This window comes from Schlesneria paludicola DSM 18645 (genome assembly GCF_000255655.1).
In the GTDB taxonomy this organism is placed as follows: Bacteria; Planctomycetota; Planctomycetia; order Planctomycetales; family Planctomycetaceae; genus Schlesneria; species Schlesneria paludicola.
The window spans coordinates 2,706,604-2,724,609 of sequence record NZ_JH636435.1 but is presented as its reverse complement, the minus strand read 5'-3'; the positions used below and the strand labels follow the sequence as shown (position 1 = coordinate 2,724,609).

Annotated in this window: 11 protein-coding genes; 6 read left to right on the top strand and 5 right to left on the bottom strand. The window is 56.6% G+C overall.

The features are described from left to right. Positions 1 to 21 precede the first annotated feature (21 nt). From OSO_RS0129580 to OSO_RS0129560, 4 genes are all read right to left on the bottom strand, one after another. Positions 22 to 2,238 carry a membrane protein gene (locus OSO_RS0129580; RefSeq protein ID WP_010586573.1) on the bottom strand — a complete coding sequence of 739 codons (2,217 nt, stop codon included), beginning with the start codon at positions 2,236 to 2,238 and terminating at the stop codon, positions 22 to 24. Next, positions 2,235 to 4,217 (bottom strand): N-terminal double-transmembrane domain-containing protein, encoded by a 1,983-nt coding sequence (locus OSO_RS0129575; protein WP_010586572.1) that lies wholly within the window; start codon positions 4,215 to 4,217, stop codon positions 2,235 to 2,237. Before OSO_RS0129575 ends, OSO_RS0129580 begins: the two co-directional genes overlap by 4 nt. Further along, a complete protein-coding gene (locus OSO_RS0129570; RefSeq protein WP_010586571.1) occupies positions 4,214 to 5,125 on the bottom strand; it encodes a DUF58 domain-containing protein in 912 nt (303 codons plus the stop codon). Before OSO_RS0129570 ends, OSO_RS0129575 begins: the two co-directional genes overlap by 4 nt. 283 nt (positions 5,126 to 5,408) lie before the next feature. Further along, positions 5,409 to 6,431 carry an AAA family ATPase gene (locus tag OSO_RS0129560; RefSeq protein WP_010586570.1) on the bottom strand — a complete coding sequence of 341 codons (1,023 nt, stop codon included), beginning with the start codon at positions 6,429 to 6,431 and terminating at the stop codon, positions 5,409 to 5,411. A 510-nt stretch (positions 6,432 to 6,941) separates the two neighbouring features. Here OSO_RS0129560 and OSO_RS0129545 point away from each other — a divergent pair. From OSO_RS0129545 to OSO_RS0129500, 6 genes are all read left to right on the top strand, one after another. Next, complete coding sequence (locus OSO_RS0129545; RefSeq protein ID WP_010586569.1) at positions 6,942 to 8,282, top strand: DUF1501 domain-containing protein; 1,341 nt, start codon at positions 6,942 to 6,944, stop codon at positions 8,280 to 8,282. Positions 8,283 to 8,345: 63 nt separating this feature from the next. Beyond that, positions 8,346 to 9,434, top strand: a complete 1,089-nt coding sequence (locus OSO_RS0129540; RefSeq protein WP_010586568.1) for a cellulase family glycosylhydrolase — start codon at positions 8,346 to 8,348, stop codon at positions 9,432 to 9,434. A 680-nt stretch (positions 9,435 to 10,114) separates the two neighbouring features. Continuing rightward, the gene (locus OSO_RS45690) at positions 10,115 to 10,402 is read left to right on the top strand and encodes a hypothetical protein (protein ID WP_010586565.1); all 288 of its coding nucleotides are present in this window, start codon (positions 10,115 to 10,117) and stop codon (positions 10,400 to 10,402) included. A gap of 445 nt (positions 10,403 to 10,847) precedes the next feature. Continuing rightward, on the top strand, positions 10,848 to 12,632 hold the full coding sequence (locus OSO_RS0129515) for a DUF3592 domain-containing protein (RefSeq protein WP_157605521.1): 1,785 nt from the start codon (positions 10,848 to 10,850) through the stop codon (positions 12,630 to 12,632). Between the two features lie 254 nt (positions 12,633 to 12,886). Next, entirely contained in the window at positions 12,887 to 15,055 is a 2,169-nt protein-coding gene (locus OSO_RS0129510; RefSeq protein ID WP_010586562.1) for an RND family efflux transporter, read from the top strand. A 518-nt stretch (positions 15,056 to 15,573) separates the two neighbouring features. Beyond that, entirely contained in the window at positions 15,574 to 16,761 is a 1,188-nt protein-coding gene (locus tag OSO_RS0129500) for an acyltransferase family protein (protein WP_010586560.1), read from the top strand. 72 nt (positions 16,762 to 16,833) lie between these two features. On the opposite strand, the gene OSO_RS0129495 is transcribed toward OSO_RS0129500, so the two are convergent. Beyond that, a complete protein-coding gene (locus tag OSO_RS0129495; RefSeq protein ID WP_010586559.1) occupies positions 16,834 to 17,838 on the bottom strand; it encodes a zinc ribbon domain-containing protein in 1,005 nt (334 codons plus the stop codon). Between the last annotated feature and the right edge of the window lie 168 nt (positions 17,839 to 18,006).

Sequence of the window (18,006 nt, the reverse complement as noted above, 5' to 3'; positions counted from 1 at the left end):
CCATCTGACTTCCACAGATGGCTAAATCAATCCGACAACTTTTCGACCAATCCAGAACGCCCCCAGCAGCAACACCAGCACCGAGGCGACGAACGGATGACACCACAACTGAACTCGACGAACGGACGGCGGTGGCTCCGGCAACGCCGCCAGTGTTTTGAGTACCTGCTCTAGCCGATCAAGCGTCATCGTCTGGCCTTGCGAGACTCGAGCGATCTCTTCCAGAACTTCCGGTCGCGCGGCACGTCCGATTCGTTCGATGGCCGATCCCTGCACAAAGAACGTGGCATCCAGAACGGCACCCGTTTGTTTACACGTGAGCGTGACTTCATGCTTACCAGGCTCTTCTGCCGTGAAGCGTGAAGCGAACGCCCCCCACTCGTCGCCTGAGGACGAAAAGCGAACGGTTTCGGCCTTACCTGACGGAGCGACGATGCGGGCGGTGACATCACCTTTCGGCAATGGTTCGCCGCTTTTTTCCATCACATTGGCACTCAGGGCGATCGTTTGACGAACCTGAGGCTGTTCAGGTGAGTAATACAATCGCATTGTCTCGCCCTTGGCCATGTTCCGCTGATAGGCCATCCAGCGTACCACCTGTCCCCAAAAGCGATAGTGGTATTTGTCTTCGACCCCTTTTCGCCAGCGCCAGGCACCGTCGGTTCCCATAAAGAGAACCTTGCCGGCCCCGAACGTGCGTGTGGCCAATAGCGGTAACCGGCCGAACTCGTTGGAGACGTCTTTATGGACCGCCAGAACTTCGCAGCCGGCTTTGGCACGCAGTGCGGGGGCATACCATTGGAAACCGGGTAATCCTTCCCAGACTTCGATGTTGTCATCTTGGGTATCGGCCAGTTTCGTCAGCAGACTGCGTCGACCCAGTTCGGTCAGTTCGAAGTGACTGGCGGTGCGTGAACCCCAGCCGCCGGGTTGCGAATGATCGAAGACAACCGGACACAGATCTCCCACTTCGCTCTCCACGAGTGATGCCTGTTTTCCCTGCCAACCGGGCATGAACACCAGGCCGCTTGCCTGGTGTTCGACCAATCCCTTCAGCAAGCGGCAATCCTCGGCCGAGAGCTGTCCATCTTCCATGCCCACATCCCCCAGAAAGACGACGTCGAACTTGGAAAGTTCGTCGAGACCTTTCGGGAATTGCTTGATGTAATCTTTGTTGCCGCCCCCCGCTTTACTCAACCCGGGATGAAACAACAGGCACGAAACTTCGACACCCGGATCGCGCGAAAGCGCATTTCGCAGATATCGATATTCCCATCGTGGCAACGATTCGACGACGAGGACGCGCAATTTCTCTTCGCGAATCGCGATTGGCGTCGACAGTTTGTTGTTGTCGGGAACCAGTTCATCGGGCTGTTTCGGGATTTCGAGCGACAGGGTGTAATCGCCGGTGGTCTTCGGCTTCCAGATCAGCCATTCACTGGTGCGGCCCATCGGGGCGATGCGAATTTCTTTGGTGACTTCGTCTCCATCGGATGTTTTCAAGACGACCGTCGTGACATGCTCACGCGGTAGTGTGCTGTCGATGGTGAATGGGATACGAATCGACTTTCCGGTGATGCCAAAGGTCGGCGAGTCGAGACTCAAGAGCTCGACGTCTGGCAAGCGGGATGAGCTGCCGACGGGAATCGTAAAGACCGGGATGCCTTTCAGACGCAGCGCCGATGCCGCCTGGACGGGTGGTTCCCCTTCGTTCCAGTCACCGTCTGACGCCATCACAATCGCCCGCAGATTCTTGAATTGTCGCGGCGCTTCGGCGAGTGGTTCGTTCAAATTCGTACCATGAATCGCCGCACTCGCCGAATTGGGGTCGGCGCCACCGAACGACTGGATCACGACGCTTTGTTTCTGTTGCAACGAGCTCCAGAACTCGGGTTGCGTCAGTTGCTGGATCGCTTCGCGGCGCGTGGTCACCGTCGTCGAAGGTGGTTCCGTATTGGTCACGTCGCGTGTCTCCATGCTGGCCGAATGGTCCCAGAGCACGGCAATCGTCGGCTTTTCTTCAGGACGGAATTCTTCGACCCATTCCGGCTGATTGAACAGTACCGCGACGAGACAGACGATCGAGAATCGCAAAAGTTCCAAAATTCCGATTGAACGTCGGAATCCGGTGCGTTTCCACGCGAGGAAACAAAGTCCCGCCGTGACTGCGACGACCAGGACGGACGCCACAATCACCCATGGTGCCCAGATAAATGTGAGTGAGCGAACAGTGTTCATGCGGCGGCCCTCGTAAGGCGAGCCGGTTTTGGCATGCACAGGATCGCTTCGGCAACCAGTGAGATTAACATTGTCAGCAAAAAGACCCGCCAAATTTCTTGAATGAGCGACATCAGGCTGCCTGCCTGATCATCGACACGCGCAAAGTTCAGGCCTTTAAAGAGTTCTGCCACGCGACCATCCGTCAGGACGCGGGCTTCGTCTTCGATTTCCGGCCGATTGACTGCTAGCAGTCGATCGTTGGAGCTGTACACGCCGCGATGATACAGCGATTCGGTGGAAAGCCCTTGATCGCCCTCGGCCAGCGGCGTCCAGGTTGAAGGGGATTCTCCTGCTGCGTCGCCCGCATTGAGTTGCCGTGCCTTTCCCAGCACGAGTGCGCCCGCTGCGAGCGCCCTTTGCACGAAGGCATACAGAACTACACCACCGCTCGCCATTGACGAATCGCGCGGCGCCGGCGTTGTGGCCCAGAAGTAGACCCCGCCCTGCTTCGTCGGGACGCGTGCCAATAGTGGAGCTCCACCCCTGAGGGTTGCGAGCGGTGTGTGTTCGCCCGTCATTCCGCAGTACTGATGAATCTCCAGTTGGCCGACCGGCAGCGCGGCACCGCTGAGTGTCCGGCTGAGCAGATCTTCGTCTCCGCGCCAGGTCTCGATGGGAATATTGTCATTCGATGCGGTCCAGGTGTCCCAACGCATGCCGAACAGTTCATGCTGAGTCGGATTTCGTGGTGGCAGAAACACAGCCTGCCCCCCCCGATCGACATAATTCTGCAGGATTTCTGCGTCGCCGCCGTCTGGAAGTGACGCCTGCCACAGCACGAGCGACACGGTTTCCCATTCGACGGACTGCAGTTGTTCCACACCAATCACTTCCGCTTCACAGCGGATCGTCGGTTCCGGGGCGATCGCCGCCGCGAGTTGCAGCGGCCGTTCAACCTGGGGATCTTCAGCGACGATGATTGTTCTTCGCGGCGGTGGATTGTCGAAGACAAAGTAGAAATCATCATCCGATGGATTCGCGTCGGCAGGGATCGAAACGCGTCCCCAGCCTCGTTCGCGGGTTTTCTCAAGGGGAATCCGGTGATGCTTGAGTTCGGCGGTCGCACCATTCAGTTCGACGCTGACGACGGAACGAGCCCCTTCGATGTCGAATTCCACCGGCACTGTGAGTTTTTCTTCGTCGGAGCCGTAGCGGGTCAACTTCAATGAGACGACCAGTTCAGCACCGTCGCTTGTCGCTTGTCGACTGACTTCCGTCACCCGGATCGACATATTGGTCGCGGGCAATTGGGGATAGGCCAGCAGATGAAAGCGAACCCCTTGCGGGAACTCGAGAAACGCGTCGCGTAGTGTCGACCAGCGACCGCTTTCGGATGTCCAGTCGTTTTCCCGTAAGTCAGAGCAGACCCAAATCTCGGTACGGCCAGCGCGATTCCCACGAATGTAGTCATGGGCCGCTTGAAGCATCATCGGCAGATCGGCGGGTGAACTGGCGGGGCCGGCGTTCGGTACATTCATCAACGCGGCGGGCGAGTCCAATTCTTGCGGCTCGCGCGAGGTACTTTCAATCAGTACCCAGCGTTCAGAGCCCAGCGTCTGCAACGTGTTGACAAGTTGCTGCTTGCCCGTGTCCAGCTTGGAACCACCCGTTCCCGCTCCACGCTGCTGCATACTCGGCGATCGATCCAGCAGCACGATTGTCGTATCCGCTTTGCCGCCCGCGGTCAGTCCCAGCCAGCCACTCGCCAGCGGTCGCGCAACGGCAATCAGAAGTCCCGCGACGGCCAGCATGCGGAACGCCATGATCAGCCACTGCCGCAGTCGGGAATATCCGCGCGCCATGCGATGGGCGGCGAGCAGAAACATCATGGCCGCCCATTGAATCGTCTGGAACCGCCGTTGGTTGATCAGATGGATAATGATGGGCAGCGCGATCAGTGGCAGCGCCCACAGCATCCAGGGATGCAGAAAGCTCATCGCATCCCCTTGGCTTGGGCCCGGCCGACGAGAAAGCGAGCGAGCACTTGTTCGTAATTCTCGTCGATCGTCACTCGGTGATAATCGACAGCCGATTCGAGCATCACTTGTTTCAGTTGCGTCAGGTACAACTGCAAAGCCTTATCATAACGATCGGCGATATCGTTCGGTTCGGCAAAGATGGCGGGGCCGCCCTCCATATCCAGAAATCGCATCGGACGACGGAACTGAAAGTTCAGTTCGAGCGGATCGAGGAGATGGAACACCGCCGCATCGTGATGACGGAATCGCAGGTGCTGAAAGCAGCCACGCAGCAACTCGGGCTCGATGAACAGATCCGACAGGATGACGACCAGTGCACGCTGTCGAATGGTCTCGGCCAATTCGTGCAGAACGTCGGCCAGCTTGGTTTCCCCCTTGGGTTGCGCCTGCTCCAGCATGTCCAGAATGAGTCGCAAGTGTGCGGCATTCCGTTTGGGGGGAAGGTTTTGGACGATCCCCTTCGAAACGCATGCGAGCCCGACGGCATCCCCCTGCTGGCAGGCGAGGTATCCGAGGGTTCCGGCGATCCGCCGGGCATACTCAATTTTGGTCACCCCCGTCGATCCAAAATTCATAGATCCGCTGGTATCGACAACCAAACAGCACCGCAGATTCGTGTCGGCTTCAAATTCTTTCACATAGAAGCGATCGGATCGCCCATAGGCGCGCCAATCCAGCCGTCGCAAGTCATCGCCCGGGACATACTTCCGGTACTCGGCGAATTCGACGCTGGAGCCGCGATGTGGACTGGCATGGCGTCCCGAGACATTGCCCTGCATCGGTCGCCGCGCGAATAACGGAATCCCCGCCAGCCGTGACAACACTTTCGTGTCAATAAAACTGCGTGACTGGCGATCAGCAAGCATTGACGCCGCTCTCCTTTTTTGCGTTCGCCAAGGTCCACAGGGGGCTCGACGTTTCAACCGATTTTACCGTCGCGCGTCTGGCCACCGCTTCTTGACTTTTCGTGAGAAACGGTTGGGCGTTCGTGTTGTGTGCCACACCTGATTCTTCGTAACGAGGAATCTTCATTCTTGTATGCGACCGGCACTGCCCATTGCACACAAGAATGAACCTGATTGTGGACTCACACGCGACGAAACCTCGGTATGGGGATGAACATCCTGATTGGTAACGAAACCTGCTGAATTATTTTTCTTCCATCGACTCACCGATCAGTCGTTTGACAATCTGCTTGGCGTCAAGTCCTTCGGCCTGGGCGGCGAACGTCGTGATGACACGATGGGTCAGAACCGGTATGGCGACTTCATGGATATCTTCAAGGCGAACCATGTAGCTGCCGTGGAGTGCCGCCCGGGCCTTCGCACCCAGGATCAGGAATTGGACGGCGCGGGGGCCCGCCCCCCAAGCCACCAGCGGCTTCAGCCATTCAGGAGCCGTCGCACCGCGGGGCCGCGTCTTACGGACCAGCTTTGCCGCATATTGGTAAATATGATCCGGTACGGGAACACGACGAACCAGATGCTGATGCTCGATGATTTGCTCGGCCGTCAACAAGTGACTCAACTCCGGCAACGCATCTCCCGTCGTCGTTCGTGCAATCTGGACTTCTTCCTCTTCCGAGGGATAGTCCAGTTCGATCAAAAACATGAAGCGGTCGAGCTGTGCTTCGGGCAGCGGATATGTTCCTTCCTGTTCCACCGGGTTCTGAGTGGCCAGTACGAAAAACGGCGATTCCAGTTTAAAGGTCTTTCCGACGACGGTCACCTTTTGTTCCTGCATCGCCTCAAGCATCGCGGCCTGCGTCTTTGGTGGGGCGCGATTGATTTCGTCGGCCAGCACGATGTTGGCGAACACCGGCCCGCGAACAAATTGAAATTCGCGTCGCCCTTCCGCATTGTCCTGCAGAATGTCCGTTCCGGTGATATCCATTGGCATCAGGTCGGGCGTAAATTGAATGCGGCTGAAGTGCAGCGACATCGTTTCGGCCAGCTTGCTGACCAGCAGTGTCTTCGCCAGACCCGGCACGCCCATCAGCAACCCGTGACCACGCGCAAACATACAAATGGCGAGGCGTTCGATCACATCGTTCTGGCCGATGATGACGCGGGATAGCTCTTTCCGCAGGCGACCATACGCGTCTCGCAGACGATCAATTGCACCAACATCATTATCGCTCAGGCCTGTCACCGGGCTCGTCGAGTCTGCCATGCGAACTTCCTTGAAGTGGACAATTGACGAAAAGCCATTTCAGCGCGGTCGATCCGAACAATTTTCACCGCCGAAATCGATGTGAATGGATCGTCTCGTTCAATTGAACTTAGACAATCAGTCTATACTCATACCAAACAAAATCTGAGAAAAAAAGAGTCCAATTCGCAATATTCAGGATCAATCGAGTCTCGCGGGCGGCTTCGGTTTCTGGAATAAAACATGCAATGAATGTTTGAGAAACGTTTCCATCGAATGCGCGGGGGCTAAGGCGACGTGGCATTGCGGTCCTGCAAGTCTCCCTTCGGTGGTGGCAACGCGTGACGTGAGCCGTGTGCCCCAAATCATGAAGCATGCCAGTCGACTTGACAGAGCGGCATGACGCACAAGAGGATGCTGATGTGATTCTGGCCACGACGTTTTGGAACGCTTTGCATGAGAGTCTCTAAATCCGGCTCTGTTCCGCCCTGCTCCGGACCGATTTCGCGTCGTGAGTTATTGCGTTTTGGGATGGCGGGACTGGGAAGTCTGTCACTGCCGGGGTTGTTCCGTGCCCGCACCGTCACCGCGAGTGAGATGAAACCGCAGGAACGAACAGCACTCATTGTCGTCTGGTTGCCGGGCGGTGCCAGTCACATTGAGACATATGATCCAAAACCCGATGCCCCATCCGAGTTTCGCGGTCCCTTTTCAACCATTCCGACGAACGTCGAGGGTCTGCAGATTTGCGAGCTGCTGCCGCGGCACGCCGCCATTGCCGATCGGTTCACGGTACTACGTTCGCTGGTACATACGGGCTTTTGTCATCAACAAGGGACGCAACAACTGTTTACCGGGCACGAAGTTCGCGAACTGCGAAATCGCCCCGATCATCCAGATTTTTTGAGCATCGCCCATCGTTTGCGGTTTGACAGTCGGCGGACCATTCCGAATTACATCGGGGTTCCCGCCGTCAATTACTCAGGTGCTGCCTATCTGGGGCCCAGCTACGAGCCGTTTGCCGTGACGGGTGATCCGAACGCTCCTGAATTCAAAGTGCCCAATACGGCGGTGAGTGATCAGGCCAAACTGGATCGTCTGGGCGATCGTCTGACTCTGCGGAAGAAGTTCGACCTGTTTCGCCGCGACGCCGATCGATTGGGGAACATGGCGGCTTTCGATTCGTTCGAATCACAAGCCTGGAACATGCTTTCCAGTCCGGCAACGGGCGAAGCCTTCGATCTGTCAAGAGAAAGCGAATCCACGCGAGACCGTTACGGTCGGAACTTGTGGGGCCAGCGCTGCCTCTTGGCACGAAGGCTCGTCGAAGCCGGGGTGGATCTGGTGACGGTGCAGTTCGATGGTCCGCTTTGCGGTCGAATCGGCAACTGGGACGACCATGCCGTAAATCATGATGTCTTTGCCGGAATGAAGCATCGGACGCCGTACTATGACCACGCCGTGTGCTCCTTGATCGAAGATCTCTACGACCGCGGACTGGACCGTCGAGTCATGGTTGTTGTTTTGGGGGAGTTTGGGCGAACTCCGAAAATCAACTACGACGTCAGTACCGGCGAGGGAACCGCCAGTGCCCCGGCAGGAACCAAACAACCTGGTCGCGATCACTGGCCGCGTGCCACGTCACTGATCTTTGCCGGTGGCGGGATTGCGACCGGGCGAGTCATCGGCGCCACAGATTCTCGCGGCGAAGACGTCACCGATCGAATCGTCGGTCGAGGCGATTTTCTTGCCACAATGTACCGCCATCTGGGTATTGACCCCGAACAGGTCGCCTTCACCGATCACTCTGGTCGTCCGATTCCCATTATTCAAACGGGTGCGGCCATTCCCGAACTGGTGTCAGCACGCTAACACACTGTGGCAGTCCCTTCGTTTCCACAGGTTCTCGTATCGCGGATAAGTAAGGTGCCTTTGATGACTGACGTGTCTCCTGTTCTCAATCGACGTGACGCGGTTCGGATCGGCACGGCGGCCCTGGTGGGGGCATTCGTGTCGCAGTCGCCGCCGCTTGCTGCCGCGGAAACAGCCGGACCATCACTGCACGTCTACCCCAACTATGGCTGGTTGCGCGGATTCACCGTCGTTCCGTCGTGGGGGGCTCGCATTGAAGAGGCGTGGTGGCGCTACGATGGGGCTCGGTTCCGGGAAGAAGTCGCGCTGGCCGCGACGGTCCATGCCAATTGTCTTCGATTGTGGATCGACTTTACGGCCTGGATGGCAGATCCCGAGAAGGTGACCGGAGATTTCTTTGATGCGGTCAAGGCGATCGACGAACAAGGGATGAAGACGATGCCCTGTCTGTTCAATCGATGGCATGATGTTCAATGGGACTATGGTGGGCAGTACCTGGACGACCTCACCCGAGACTGGCGCCCGAAACTGGAATATGTACGGACGCTGGTTAAACCTCTTGTGGCGGATCATCGGATCCTGATGTGGGATCTGTGCAACGAGCCCCAGGCGGCGAATCTCAATGAAGACTGGTGCAAACGGGAATATCAGTGGCTGCTCGAAGTCGCTGCGACCGCGCGCGAGTGTGGTGCACGTCAGCCGATCACCATCGGGACCGCGACAGTGGGAGGTGCCTCGAACGTCGACGTCTTTGCGCCTCTGTGTGATGTCATTTGTGCTCATCCTTATGCCCACACTGCGGGAGAGCTTCACGACTTGATCGCCCGGTATCAGGACACCAGTCAAAGGCACCGCAAAGTCCTGCTTGTCAACGAAACGATACCTGGTTGCCTCAATGACCAGCGACGAGCCGAGGTGGCAAAGTTCTATACGGAGATGCTCAGCAAAGCGGGGTTGGGATGGATGGGTTGGGCCTTGCGGGAAGGGAAAGCCATCTCGACTCGACGCGATCGATACGACAGCAACGGCATTAACGGCGAAGGCTTTCATCCGTTTTTCACGAGTGCTGGGAAGCTCCGCGATGGACTCGAGTTTCTTTGTACGAAGCCGACGATTCTGCCTCCCTGGACAGCGGCCAGTGGCACGCGCTGACGAGGGTCTTCGATCTCAGGCGATTCGATGATTTGATGTCGATCTTGTCCGCCGTCTGATTTCTGATGACCGACCTTTCACGTCATCCTGATTTGATGCGATTTTGCTCCCAGTCCGCGCGTCAAGCTCGTACCCGGACAGACGTCGATCAGACCCGCGCGAGGAAAGACGCGAGCATTACTGCTCTGCTTGCGGATCAATTCTTTCCAAATGGAAAGACGGTTTTCGTCGACACTCGTTCATGTGGGGATGGTTGGCATCACCGATTCGCGAAACCGAAGGAGATCGTCTCAATTCCTCGCTGAGGAGTGGGGCTGTCCGCAGAATTGACCGGACGCACCGCCGTGCGGGTGATCTCTCTGTTGGTTCGCTTACAAGTCAGCCAGACTCCGTCAACCACATCTCGACGCTGTCGATCAAAGTGATATGGTTCCAGCGTCGCACGTGTGATGCGGCCACGAGCATCAGCGTGACAAGGGAAATCGATCGCTGATTGAGTCGATCCGTGTGTGCGTCATCGACACTGCGCGATTGAGGTGCCAGCGGATTCGTTGAACGTTGAAACGCTGACGCGACCCGGGTCAAGGTCCCTCTGCTTGACGCAGTGGAAAGACCTGCAGCTTCATGCCTGTCGTTCTCGGAACGATGGAGCTTTTCGATCTCTGTTTCAAGGAGCAATCATGTTCAGTCCCGTGAAGTTTTCGGAGGCTGTTATTCCAATCCTGATGACGTCGGCTGGTCTGGATCGACCATTTCGAACAGGCACGGCGCGCATTGCGAGCATGGAAGGCACGAATGTCTATCACAGCACCGCAAGTGATCCCGGACATGCGAGTTCGCTGGTAACGCCTTTGCACGCAGAGGCCATGTCGAATGACGACAGCGCGATCTGTTCTCACACGACCGCCATTCATATCGAAGTCGTCGGGGACGGCGATTTGCGAGTCTGGGCCACGGATGACGAGTGACGCTTCAATGCGGAATTGACACGTCGATGAACTCGTTGCGAGCAGACCAGCGAGTGATGTTCGCGAACCTCACAGGACCGATTGGCGGTGCCACGAGCCGGTTTGTCGATCGTCATTCAATTGGGGGAAACTTTTCCAATTTGTTCATCGGCGGATCACGATCGAGTGAGTTGGCTTTGCGAGTCTATTGGCTTTGATTGCATCGGCCCGGACCGCCTCAAACTCACTTTTTGCGGCTTGGCAATCCGAGATCCGCGCGCACGCGGGTCTTGTGGATTGTGTTTCTGATTGGTATTCCAAGACGTGGTTTCATTCGAACGAAGATCCGCCCGTAAGCGAATTTCGGTTCGCCGTGAGGTATCGCAAGCGGGGTCGCTACGTCAGTTCTGTCTTCGGGCAATCGTCCCAAAGCCGCGCCACCAGTCTTTTCGCAGAAATCGAGCCCATGCCCGAGACGAAGTCCGCGGCCAAGACGACCGCCACAAAGAAATCCTCGGTCGTTGTCTATTTGCTCTTGGCATTGTTCGGTCTGCCATTCGCCGCAGTGGGGATACTATGCGATTTTCAGGTCTTGCAGTCCGGAGTCAAAGATCTGCGTGTTCAATTCTGGAAAGAGACTCCGTGCACCATCGTGTCGGCGGATCTGCTTGAAGAACCGGGGTCAGAGGCGATTCTCTATCGGGTGAAGGCGACGTATCGATATGACTTTGCGGGCCAGAATCATGTGGGAACTCGCGTCTCAGTTTGGGAGCCCGTCGACAGTCAGAAGTCGTTTCACGAGCGAATCTACGCGATCTTAGACGAGCATCGCGCGGCGCAGAAGCCGTTCCCTTGCTTCGTCGATCCTCATGATCCCACTCAGGCGATTCTGTTCAAAGACAGTCAGTTCTGGATGGTTGCCATGCAGACCTGGATGGGCCTGTTATTCACGGCAATCGGGTTGGGATTGATCAGTGTCGTTGTGGCGAGTTGGAGGGACGAACAGTGGACATCGCACGACTCACAGGGGCCTGCGTGGGCCAGACGCGCGGATTGGAACGCGGGGGAAATCAGGCATTCTGATCGTCGTGCGTCGCAGGTTCTCGTCACTGGCGCGTTTGTGCCACTGATCGTTGGTCTGCCCGGCGCGATCATTGGCGTTCGGGAGCTGATTCACGGCGGGGATGCGTGGGCGGCTGTCGGATTCCTTCCTCTAGGGATTGGATTGCTAATCTTGCGGTCTGGGCTAAGGCGCTGGCTGCGTTGGCAACGGTACGGCGATTCGATCTTTCAGATGGCTTCGGTGCCAGGTGTCGTCGGTGGATGCCTGACGGGCGTCGTGAGGACGGAACGATCTGTCGAGTCTGACGAGGGATTCCGGATACAGCTCACCTGCACTGAAACGGCACGCACGTCATCGGATAGTGATCATCAGGCGACGTCCAAGGTGCTGTGGGATGACGAGCAAACGATTGTCAAAGTGGTCCCGCTGACCGACTCGGATGGAATTGCCATTCCCGTCCAGTTCGTGATTCCCTACGACCAGCCCTCGTCAAACGATGATTCGAAACATGACGAGGTGAAATGGACGATGACGGTGACCTCGATCTCGCCGGGGGCAAACTATCGCAGTGAGTTTGTGGTGCCCGTGTTTCGAACGGATCGTAGTCGTCGAGACGCCAAGCCGGATCAAACCGCGATGGCCCAGTATGCGGCTCCCGTCGAGTCGATGGCCTGGTTGAAGTCTGCGAAACTGACTGTTGAGCCCCTTCCGGAAGGCGGCCATCGATTCATTTTTCCGCGGTCACGGAATCTTGGATTTGCAGCATGCATGATGTTCCTTCAAGCGATTTTTTCCCTTGTGCTGGTCGTGCTCAGCTATCTGTACTGGCACGCGGCATGGCCGTATGTCGCCGGATTGTTCGGTTTCAATCTGATATATGCGGTGATGGATCTCTTATGCTTTCGAAGCGAGATCGACGTGACTTCGGATGGGCTGACGGTTCGGTCAGGGGCATTTTTTATTGGGGCCGATCGTCAATTCGACTCTGGGATGATCCGGAAATTCGCGACGAAATTTGCCGGTTCGGCGGGGAATGTGGCCGCAGTCGATCTCTTTTGCGAACTGAACGACGGGAAGCGCGTGCTGCTTGCCAAACGGATCATTCCCGCACGTGTCGCGGATGAGCTTGTGAAACAACTGACCAAAGAATTGGCCCTGCCCCAGCAACCAAATATTAATGGCGACTGATCGGGCGTGTTGCCCCGTTTCGGGATGTGCAGCAGACCCTCCAAACCGTGCTGTTCGGGGCTTGGGATGTGTATCATGCCCGACACACTCGGACGAGATCGTCAATCTAGGGTGATCAGGCGTTTCTGACAGGGTTTGCGGTTCAAATCTTAGTGGTGTCTCTCAAGTTCGTAAGCGTTGGTCTTGCCGAAATTGATCGATAGAAACGATACTCTTCCGATTCCATCCAAAGCTGTTTCCTCAAGGCCTACCTGATGTCGCGTGGCGAAGGTGAACCGAATGAAGGTCCGTTGAATGCGGCGGAGTTTCTCTGTCGGATTATCAACGAGATTGGTTCGAACATCGGTGCGATCTGGGTGGAGCGCCAGGGGGTGCTCAATCCCGTTCTGACGATTGGTCTGGACGATTGTCAGTTGTTTGAAGGCGTTGAAGGTAAGAAGTTTCTGCAACAGATTCTGGCAGACACCTTGCGACAGGGACGGGCGCAGACATTTGATACCGAGGGACTAATTGAGCCGAAGTCCTTCGGGCACGCGACCTTGTTCGTGGTCCCCCTGCTGATTCCGAATGCATCGCCGGGTGTCATCCTTGTTGGAGAACGTCCCAATCTCCCGCAGCAACAGCGGTTGGGAGTGATGCGCCACATTGATATGCGTTGTCGAGAACTGGCCCGCCAGTTTGCTCGAGCGGCAACGCCCCCTGCCGATCTCGGTTTCGAACCCGATTCGCCGGATGCACCCTCGTCAGCATCACCCCCGACCCTTGATCTCACCGAAGTGCCGACGCTTGAAGCACTGCTACCCGAAGCCCAACCCGACCTGGGGCGCGTTGCGCTGGCTGCAGAACCGTCACTGTCGATGCCTCATCAGCCGACAGCGGCATCGCAGATTGCGCTCGCATCCGCGGTGGCCCCAAGCTCGCCACGCGCGGGAATGAACTCGCGCGCGGTGCTTGACTTTCTGTTGTCGATCCAGCGCAGCCTGGATTTGAATGAAGTGGCCAACGTCGCGGTCAATGACGGGCGAATCCTGTTTGGTGTCGATCGCGTGAGTCTGGCGCTGAATCGCGGGCGGATGGCGGTGATCAAAGCGGTCAGCGGCCAAGAATCAGTGCATCCACGAGGGAACTTGATCCGGACCCTGCGGACTCTGACACGTAAGGTCATTTCGGCGGGTGAGCCCTTCCGGTACGACGGCACGCTGAATGCCGTCCCGAAGGAACTGGAAGAACCGCTGGCGGAGTTCATCCAAGAGTCAGGGGCACGGTTCCTGTTAATCGTTCCGCTCTTGCAACCTGAACGCCTCGTCAAACCGGACGAAGCCTCGGAGTCGGCCAGATCCACTCAGCGGCCTCGCAAGACCATTGGCGCCTTGATTATCGAGCGGATGTCGAGCAGTGAGCCGACTCCCGAATTGAAAAGCACGCTTGATTCCGTCACCGATCATATTGCGGCCGCGACGTTCAATGCCCGCTCACACAGTTCGATCTTTCTCTTGCCGCTATGGCGAACGCTCGGCGGATTCTTCGAGTGGTTACGGGGGCGCCGGCTGGCAATTGCCATCGTCAGCCTGATTGCGCTGGCTGGCGCAGGTGCGGCGATGGTGCTTGTTCCCTGGGAATACCGCGTTGACGCCAAAGGGCAACTGATGCCGATCATCCAGCGCGAAGTGTTCGCGCCATGGGATGGGATCGTCATGGAGTTGCTGGTCGGAGACGACGAGCGTGTTGTTGAAGGACAGCCCCTGCTTCAACTGAGAAATGATGAGCTGGAAGCGGAGATCGTGAAAACGAAGAGCGAAGTCGAAGAGAAACAAAAGTTTCTGATCACTTTGAAAGCTCAGTACGACGACGCCGACAAGAATAATAAGACCGAAGAAAAACTGAGAATGAAGGGGAAAAGCGTTGAAACTCAGGTCGAGCTCGAGGGGGCTCGGCTGCAATACGAGATCCTCAAGAAACGCCGTGATCGGCTGACGGTACGTGCCCCCATTGCGGGGGTGGTCACGACGTTTCAGTTGAAGCAGCTCTTGCAGAATCGGCCCGTTAAACGCGGCGATGTGCTGCTCGAAGTCATGGATGAAACTGGCGACTGGCAGCTTGAACTGGAAATCGCCGAACATCGCGTCGGACGAATCCTGAAGGCGCAGCAGGTGCTCTCGCCGAATCTTGACATTGAATATCGACTGTTAACCAGCCCCGAGCAAAGTTACGAGGCCAAGCTGAAATCCCTGTCAACGCGAACCGTCACAGCAGAGTCCGATGGAAGTGTTCTGGAGGCCCGTGCCGCTCTTGATACCAGCAAGCTTCCTGCGTGTACCATTGGTGCGCAGGTCCGAGCGCGTATCGGTTGTGGACAGTCTTACTTGGGCGACGTCCTGTTCGGGGATGTGATTGAATTCATCCAGAAGTACTGCTGGTGGTAGTCGCACCGCGACTCTGGACGGGCAGATCGCTCGCCCCGCCGTGTGCGCTCTGAGTTTCGAAACCGCGTCAGGGCTTGGTGTCTTTGATTTTAAGCGGCGATTCAAAGAAACCGCCGCTCGACGAGAGCATTTCCTTTGTTAGAAGCTCAGATAAAACTGGCGGGCGGATGAGGCGCAGAATTCATGATGCCGAAAGGCAACATGATGTGGCAAACTCGCAACAGGGATGCAGGACGAGAACGGCACGAACAATCACGATCGTCCGTGCCATTTGACGGAATCCCACGGAGATGTGCTGAGAAGTCGATGTTTCTTGCCGTTCTTGCAAAATCGCGCTGTAAAGTTGTGGCGAGCATCCAACGCGTGGCGTGGCCGGCCGCGTGACGCGGGCTGCTCGTCATCCATTCTGTCTGATGGAGACAGGGGAACTGGTCCTACCACGCTTTGACAACGACATGCAAATCATCACGCCGAGGGGACCGTCCCCCAAACTTCCATCGGACTGCCAGAGCCCTTTTATGGCCCACGAAACATCTCCGATCACGACGCACAGCGCTGCCGCATGTCTCGAGACATGTGTTCCGGTTGAGTCATCGGTCGGGCCTACCGCACTCGATTCATCGAGGCCGCAATGGCTGGATCGTGGGCAAATTCCCGGATTGGATGGTCTGCGGGCGATTGCGGTGTTGCTTGTTTTGATGGTGCATGCGTATCAGACGGTCGGCTTTCCCGATTGGCCTGTCGCCAAAAAGCTGTTTCTTGAAGGCGCTATCGGCGTCGACATCTTCTTTATTCTGAGTGGTTTCCTGATCACCACCTTGCTTGTTCGTGAACTGGAACGCGACGGGCATGTGCAACTGAAACGGTTCTATCTGCGGCGTACGCTACGGATCATTCCCGCGTACGTCTGTTTGCTGGCGGTGGTTGCGATCTGCCAATACGTTGGGTACTTCCAGTTGCAAAGGCGCGACTGGATCGGGGCACTGACTTACACCACCAATTTCCTGTATCACCCGAGTTGGGAACTGGGGCATTCGTGGTCGCTCTCGGTTGAAGAGCATTTCTATCTGCTCTGGCCCTTCGTCCTGTACGCTGGCGGAGTGAAAGCCGCTTGGCGGGCGGGTGTGGGATGTCTGGTCGTCTGCTGGCTGATTCGATGCGGGATTGCGTTTGGCCTATCGAAATATGTTTTGCCCGCAGACTCGGGCTGGCCAGACGTGGCGATTTGCACCGTGATGGCCGAGAGCTGGACAATTACCCGGCTCGACACCATCACCATCGGCAGCTTGATGGCACTTTATTGCCGTTCGACGAATGGTCGCAGCGTTCTTGATCGATTGACCACTTCGCCGAAACTGTGGCTGTTGTTTGTCGTCCTGTGTGTTTCGATCGCCCTGACCCGATCATCCAAATACACACTCTGCGTGGCATATACCGTGAATGGCCTGTGCCTGGCTTTGCTCATGTGGGGCATGATCCGTTCGCAAGTGATTGGCCGGAAGATTCTCAGTAACCCCGTCTTGCGTGTCATCGGCTTGGGGTCTTACAGCATCTATCTGTGGCAACAGCTTTTCATTCATCCACGTCATCCGGGCTGGATTCACGAATTCCCCCAGAACATTGCCTTTGCTTTTGCTGCGGCATTTCTTTCGTTCTGGTTGATTGAGCAACCGTTCAATCGCCTGAAGGATCGCATCGCCAAGTAATCTCACCACGAACCGTAGTGGGCCGCACACCGTGAAATCGAGTTGTGACGCCCGCTTCACGTGACGCGCAAATCATTCCTCTTCCTCTGATTCTGCGTCATGGGAGGGATCGTCCATCGGTTCGAGATCGTGGTCACGGCGATGATTCAAGCCTTTGCTGGCGATGTTGTAGGTGAGGATGGCATCAATCGGGTGTTCAATCAGGAAGATGAATCCGACAACGAGAAATCCTTCAAGGGGATCGTGTCTGGTGAGCTTGATGGCCGCGACGATCCAAGTGGCCACGTAGCCAAACAGTTTGACGAGCGCCAGTCCATAGTGCTTCATGCACACATCGCCCCACGAAGGGAAGATCAGGCTGCGCAGGGCAAGATCGCGCGGCCGCCAGTATTCGGCCCCGCAGTGCTCGCAAAAAAACTCGCCTTTGTGAATCACGTGAAAGCAGCGGCAGCAAAGCGTCTCGCGTGATTGCGACGTGTGCGGCGTGAATTCCAGGCGGCGATAGTTCTGGAACGCTTGTTGAAATATCACCGGAATCGACTGACGGTCGATTTTGGGGAACCCTGTGAACTTCAATTTCTTCTGGTCGTGCAGTTTCAGATTCAAACCGCCGGTCCAGTTCGCTTTGAATTCTAGGATCTCGCTGTAGTAGATCACCCAGAACATCTCGGACGGTTTACCGCTGCTATTCGATCGCATCATGAGCAGGCGGGCATTGGTGAGAACGAGCACGGATTGATTCATGAGCGCGGCGAACGCCCCGAACAAATAGTTTTCAGCGAGCGTGTATTGTACGCCCTTGGCGACGTAAAGAACTTCTTCGTCATCGAACAACATTTTGACGAGCGTCGGTTCCACCAGCCTGATCAGCTTATGCCGCCGCTTGATCTCACCCTTTGCACCCCAACCTGTAACCTTCGGAAACAGGCTGTCGAGCTGATATGCGATCTGATCATTCAACGTCAGTTTCAGTTCACGCAAACGCGTCTCAACCAAATCGGATCGAGACTGCGCCGTAGCAGTGTCTGCCTGGGTGATGCGCGGTAGGCCTTCGTTGAATAACGCGTCATTCGACATGAAGTATGACTTCGAAGTAGTTCAAGAACGACGGAACGGTGACAGCAGGATACCGATTGGAATCGAGTCGCACACTCCATCGACAACAGATCACATCGTCCCGCTACGACGGGCACGCTGGCGATGTTCTCTTCGCGAGGTTTGGAAATCCAAGGCAACGAAAAACCC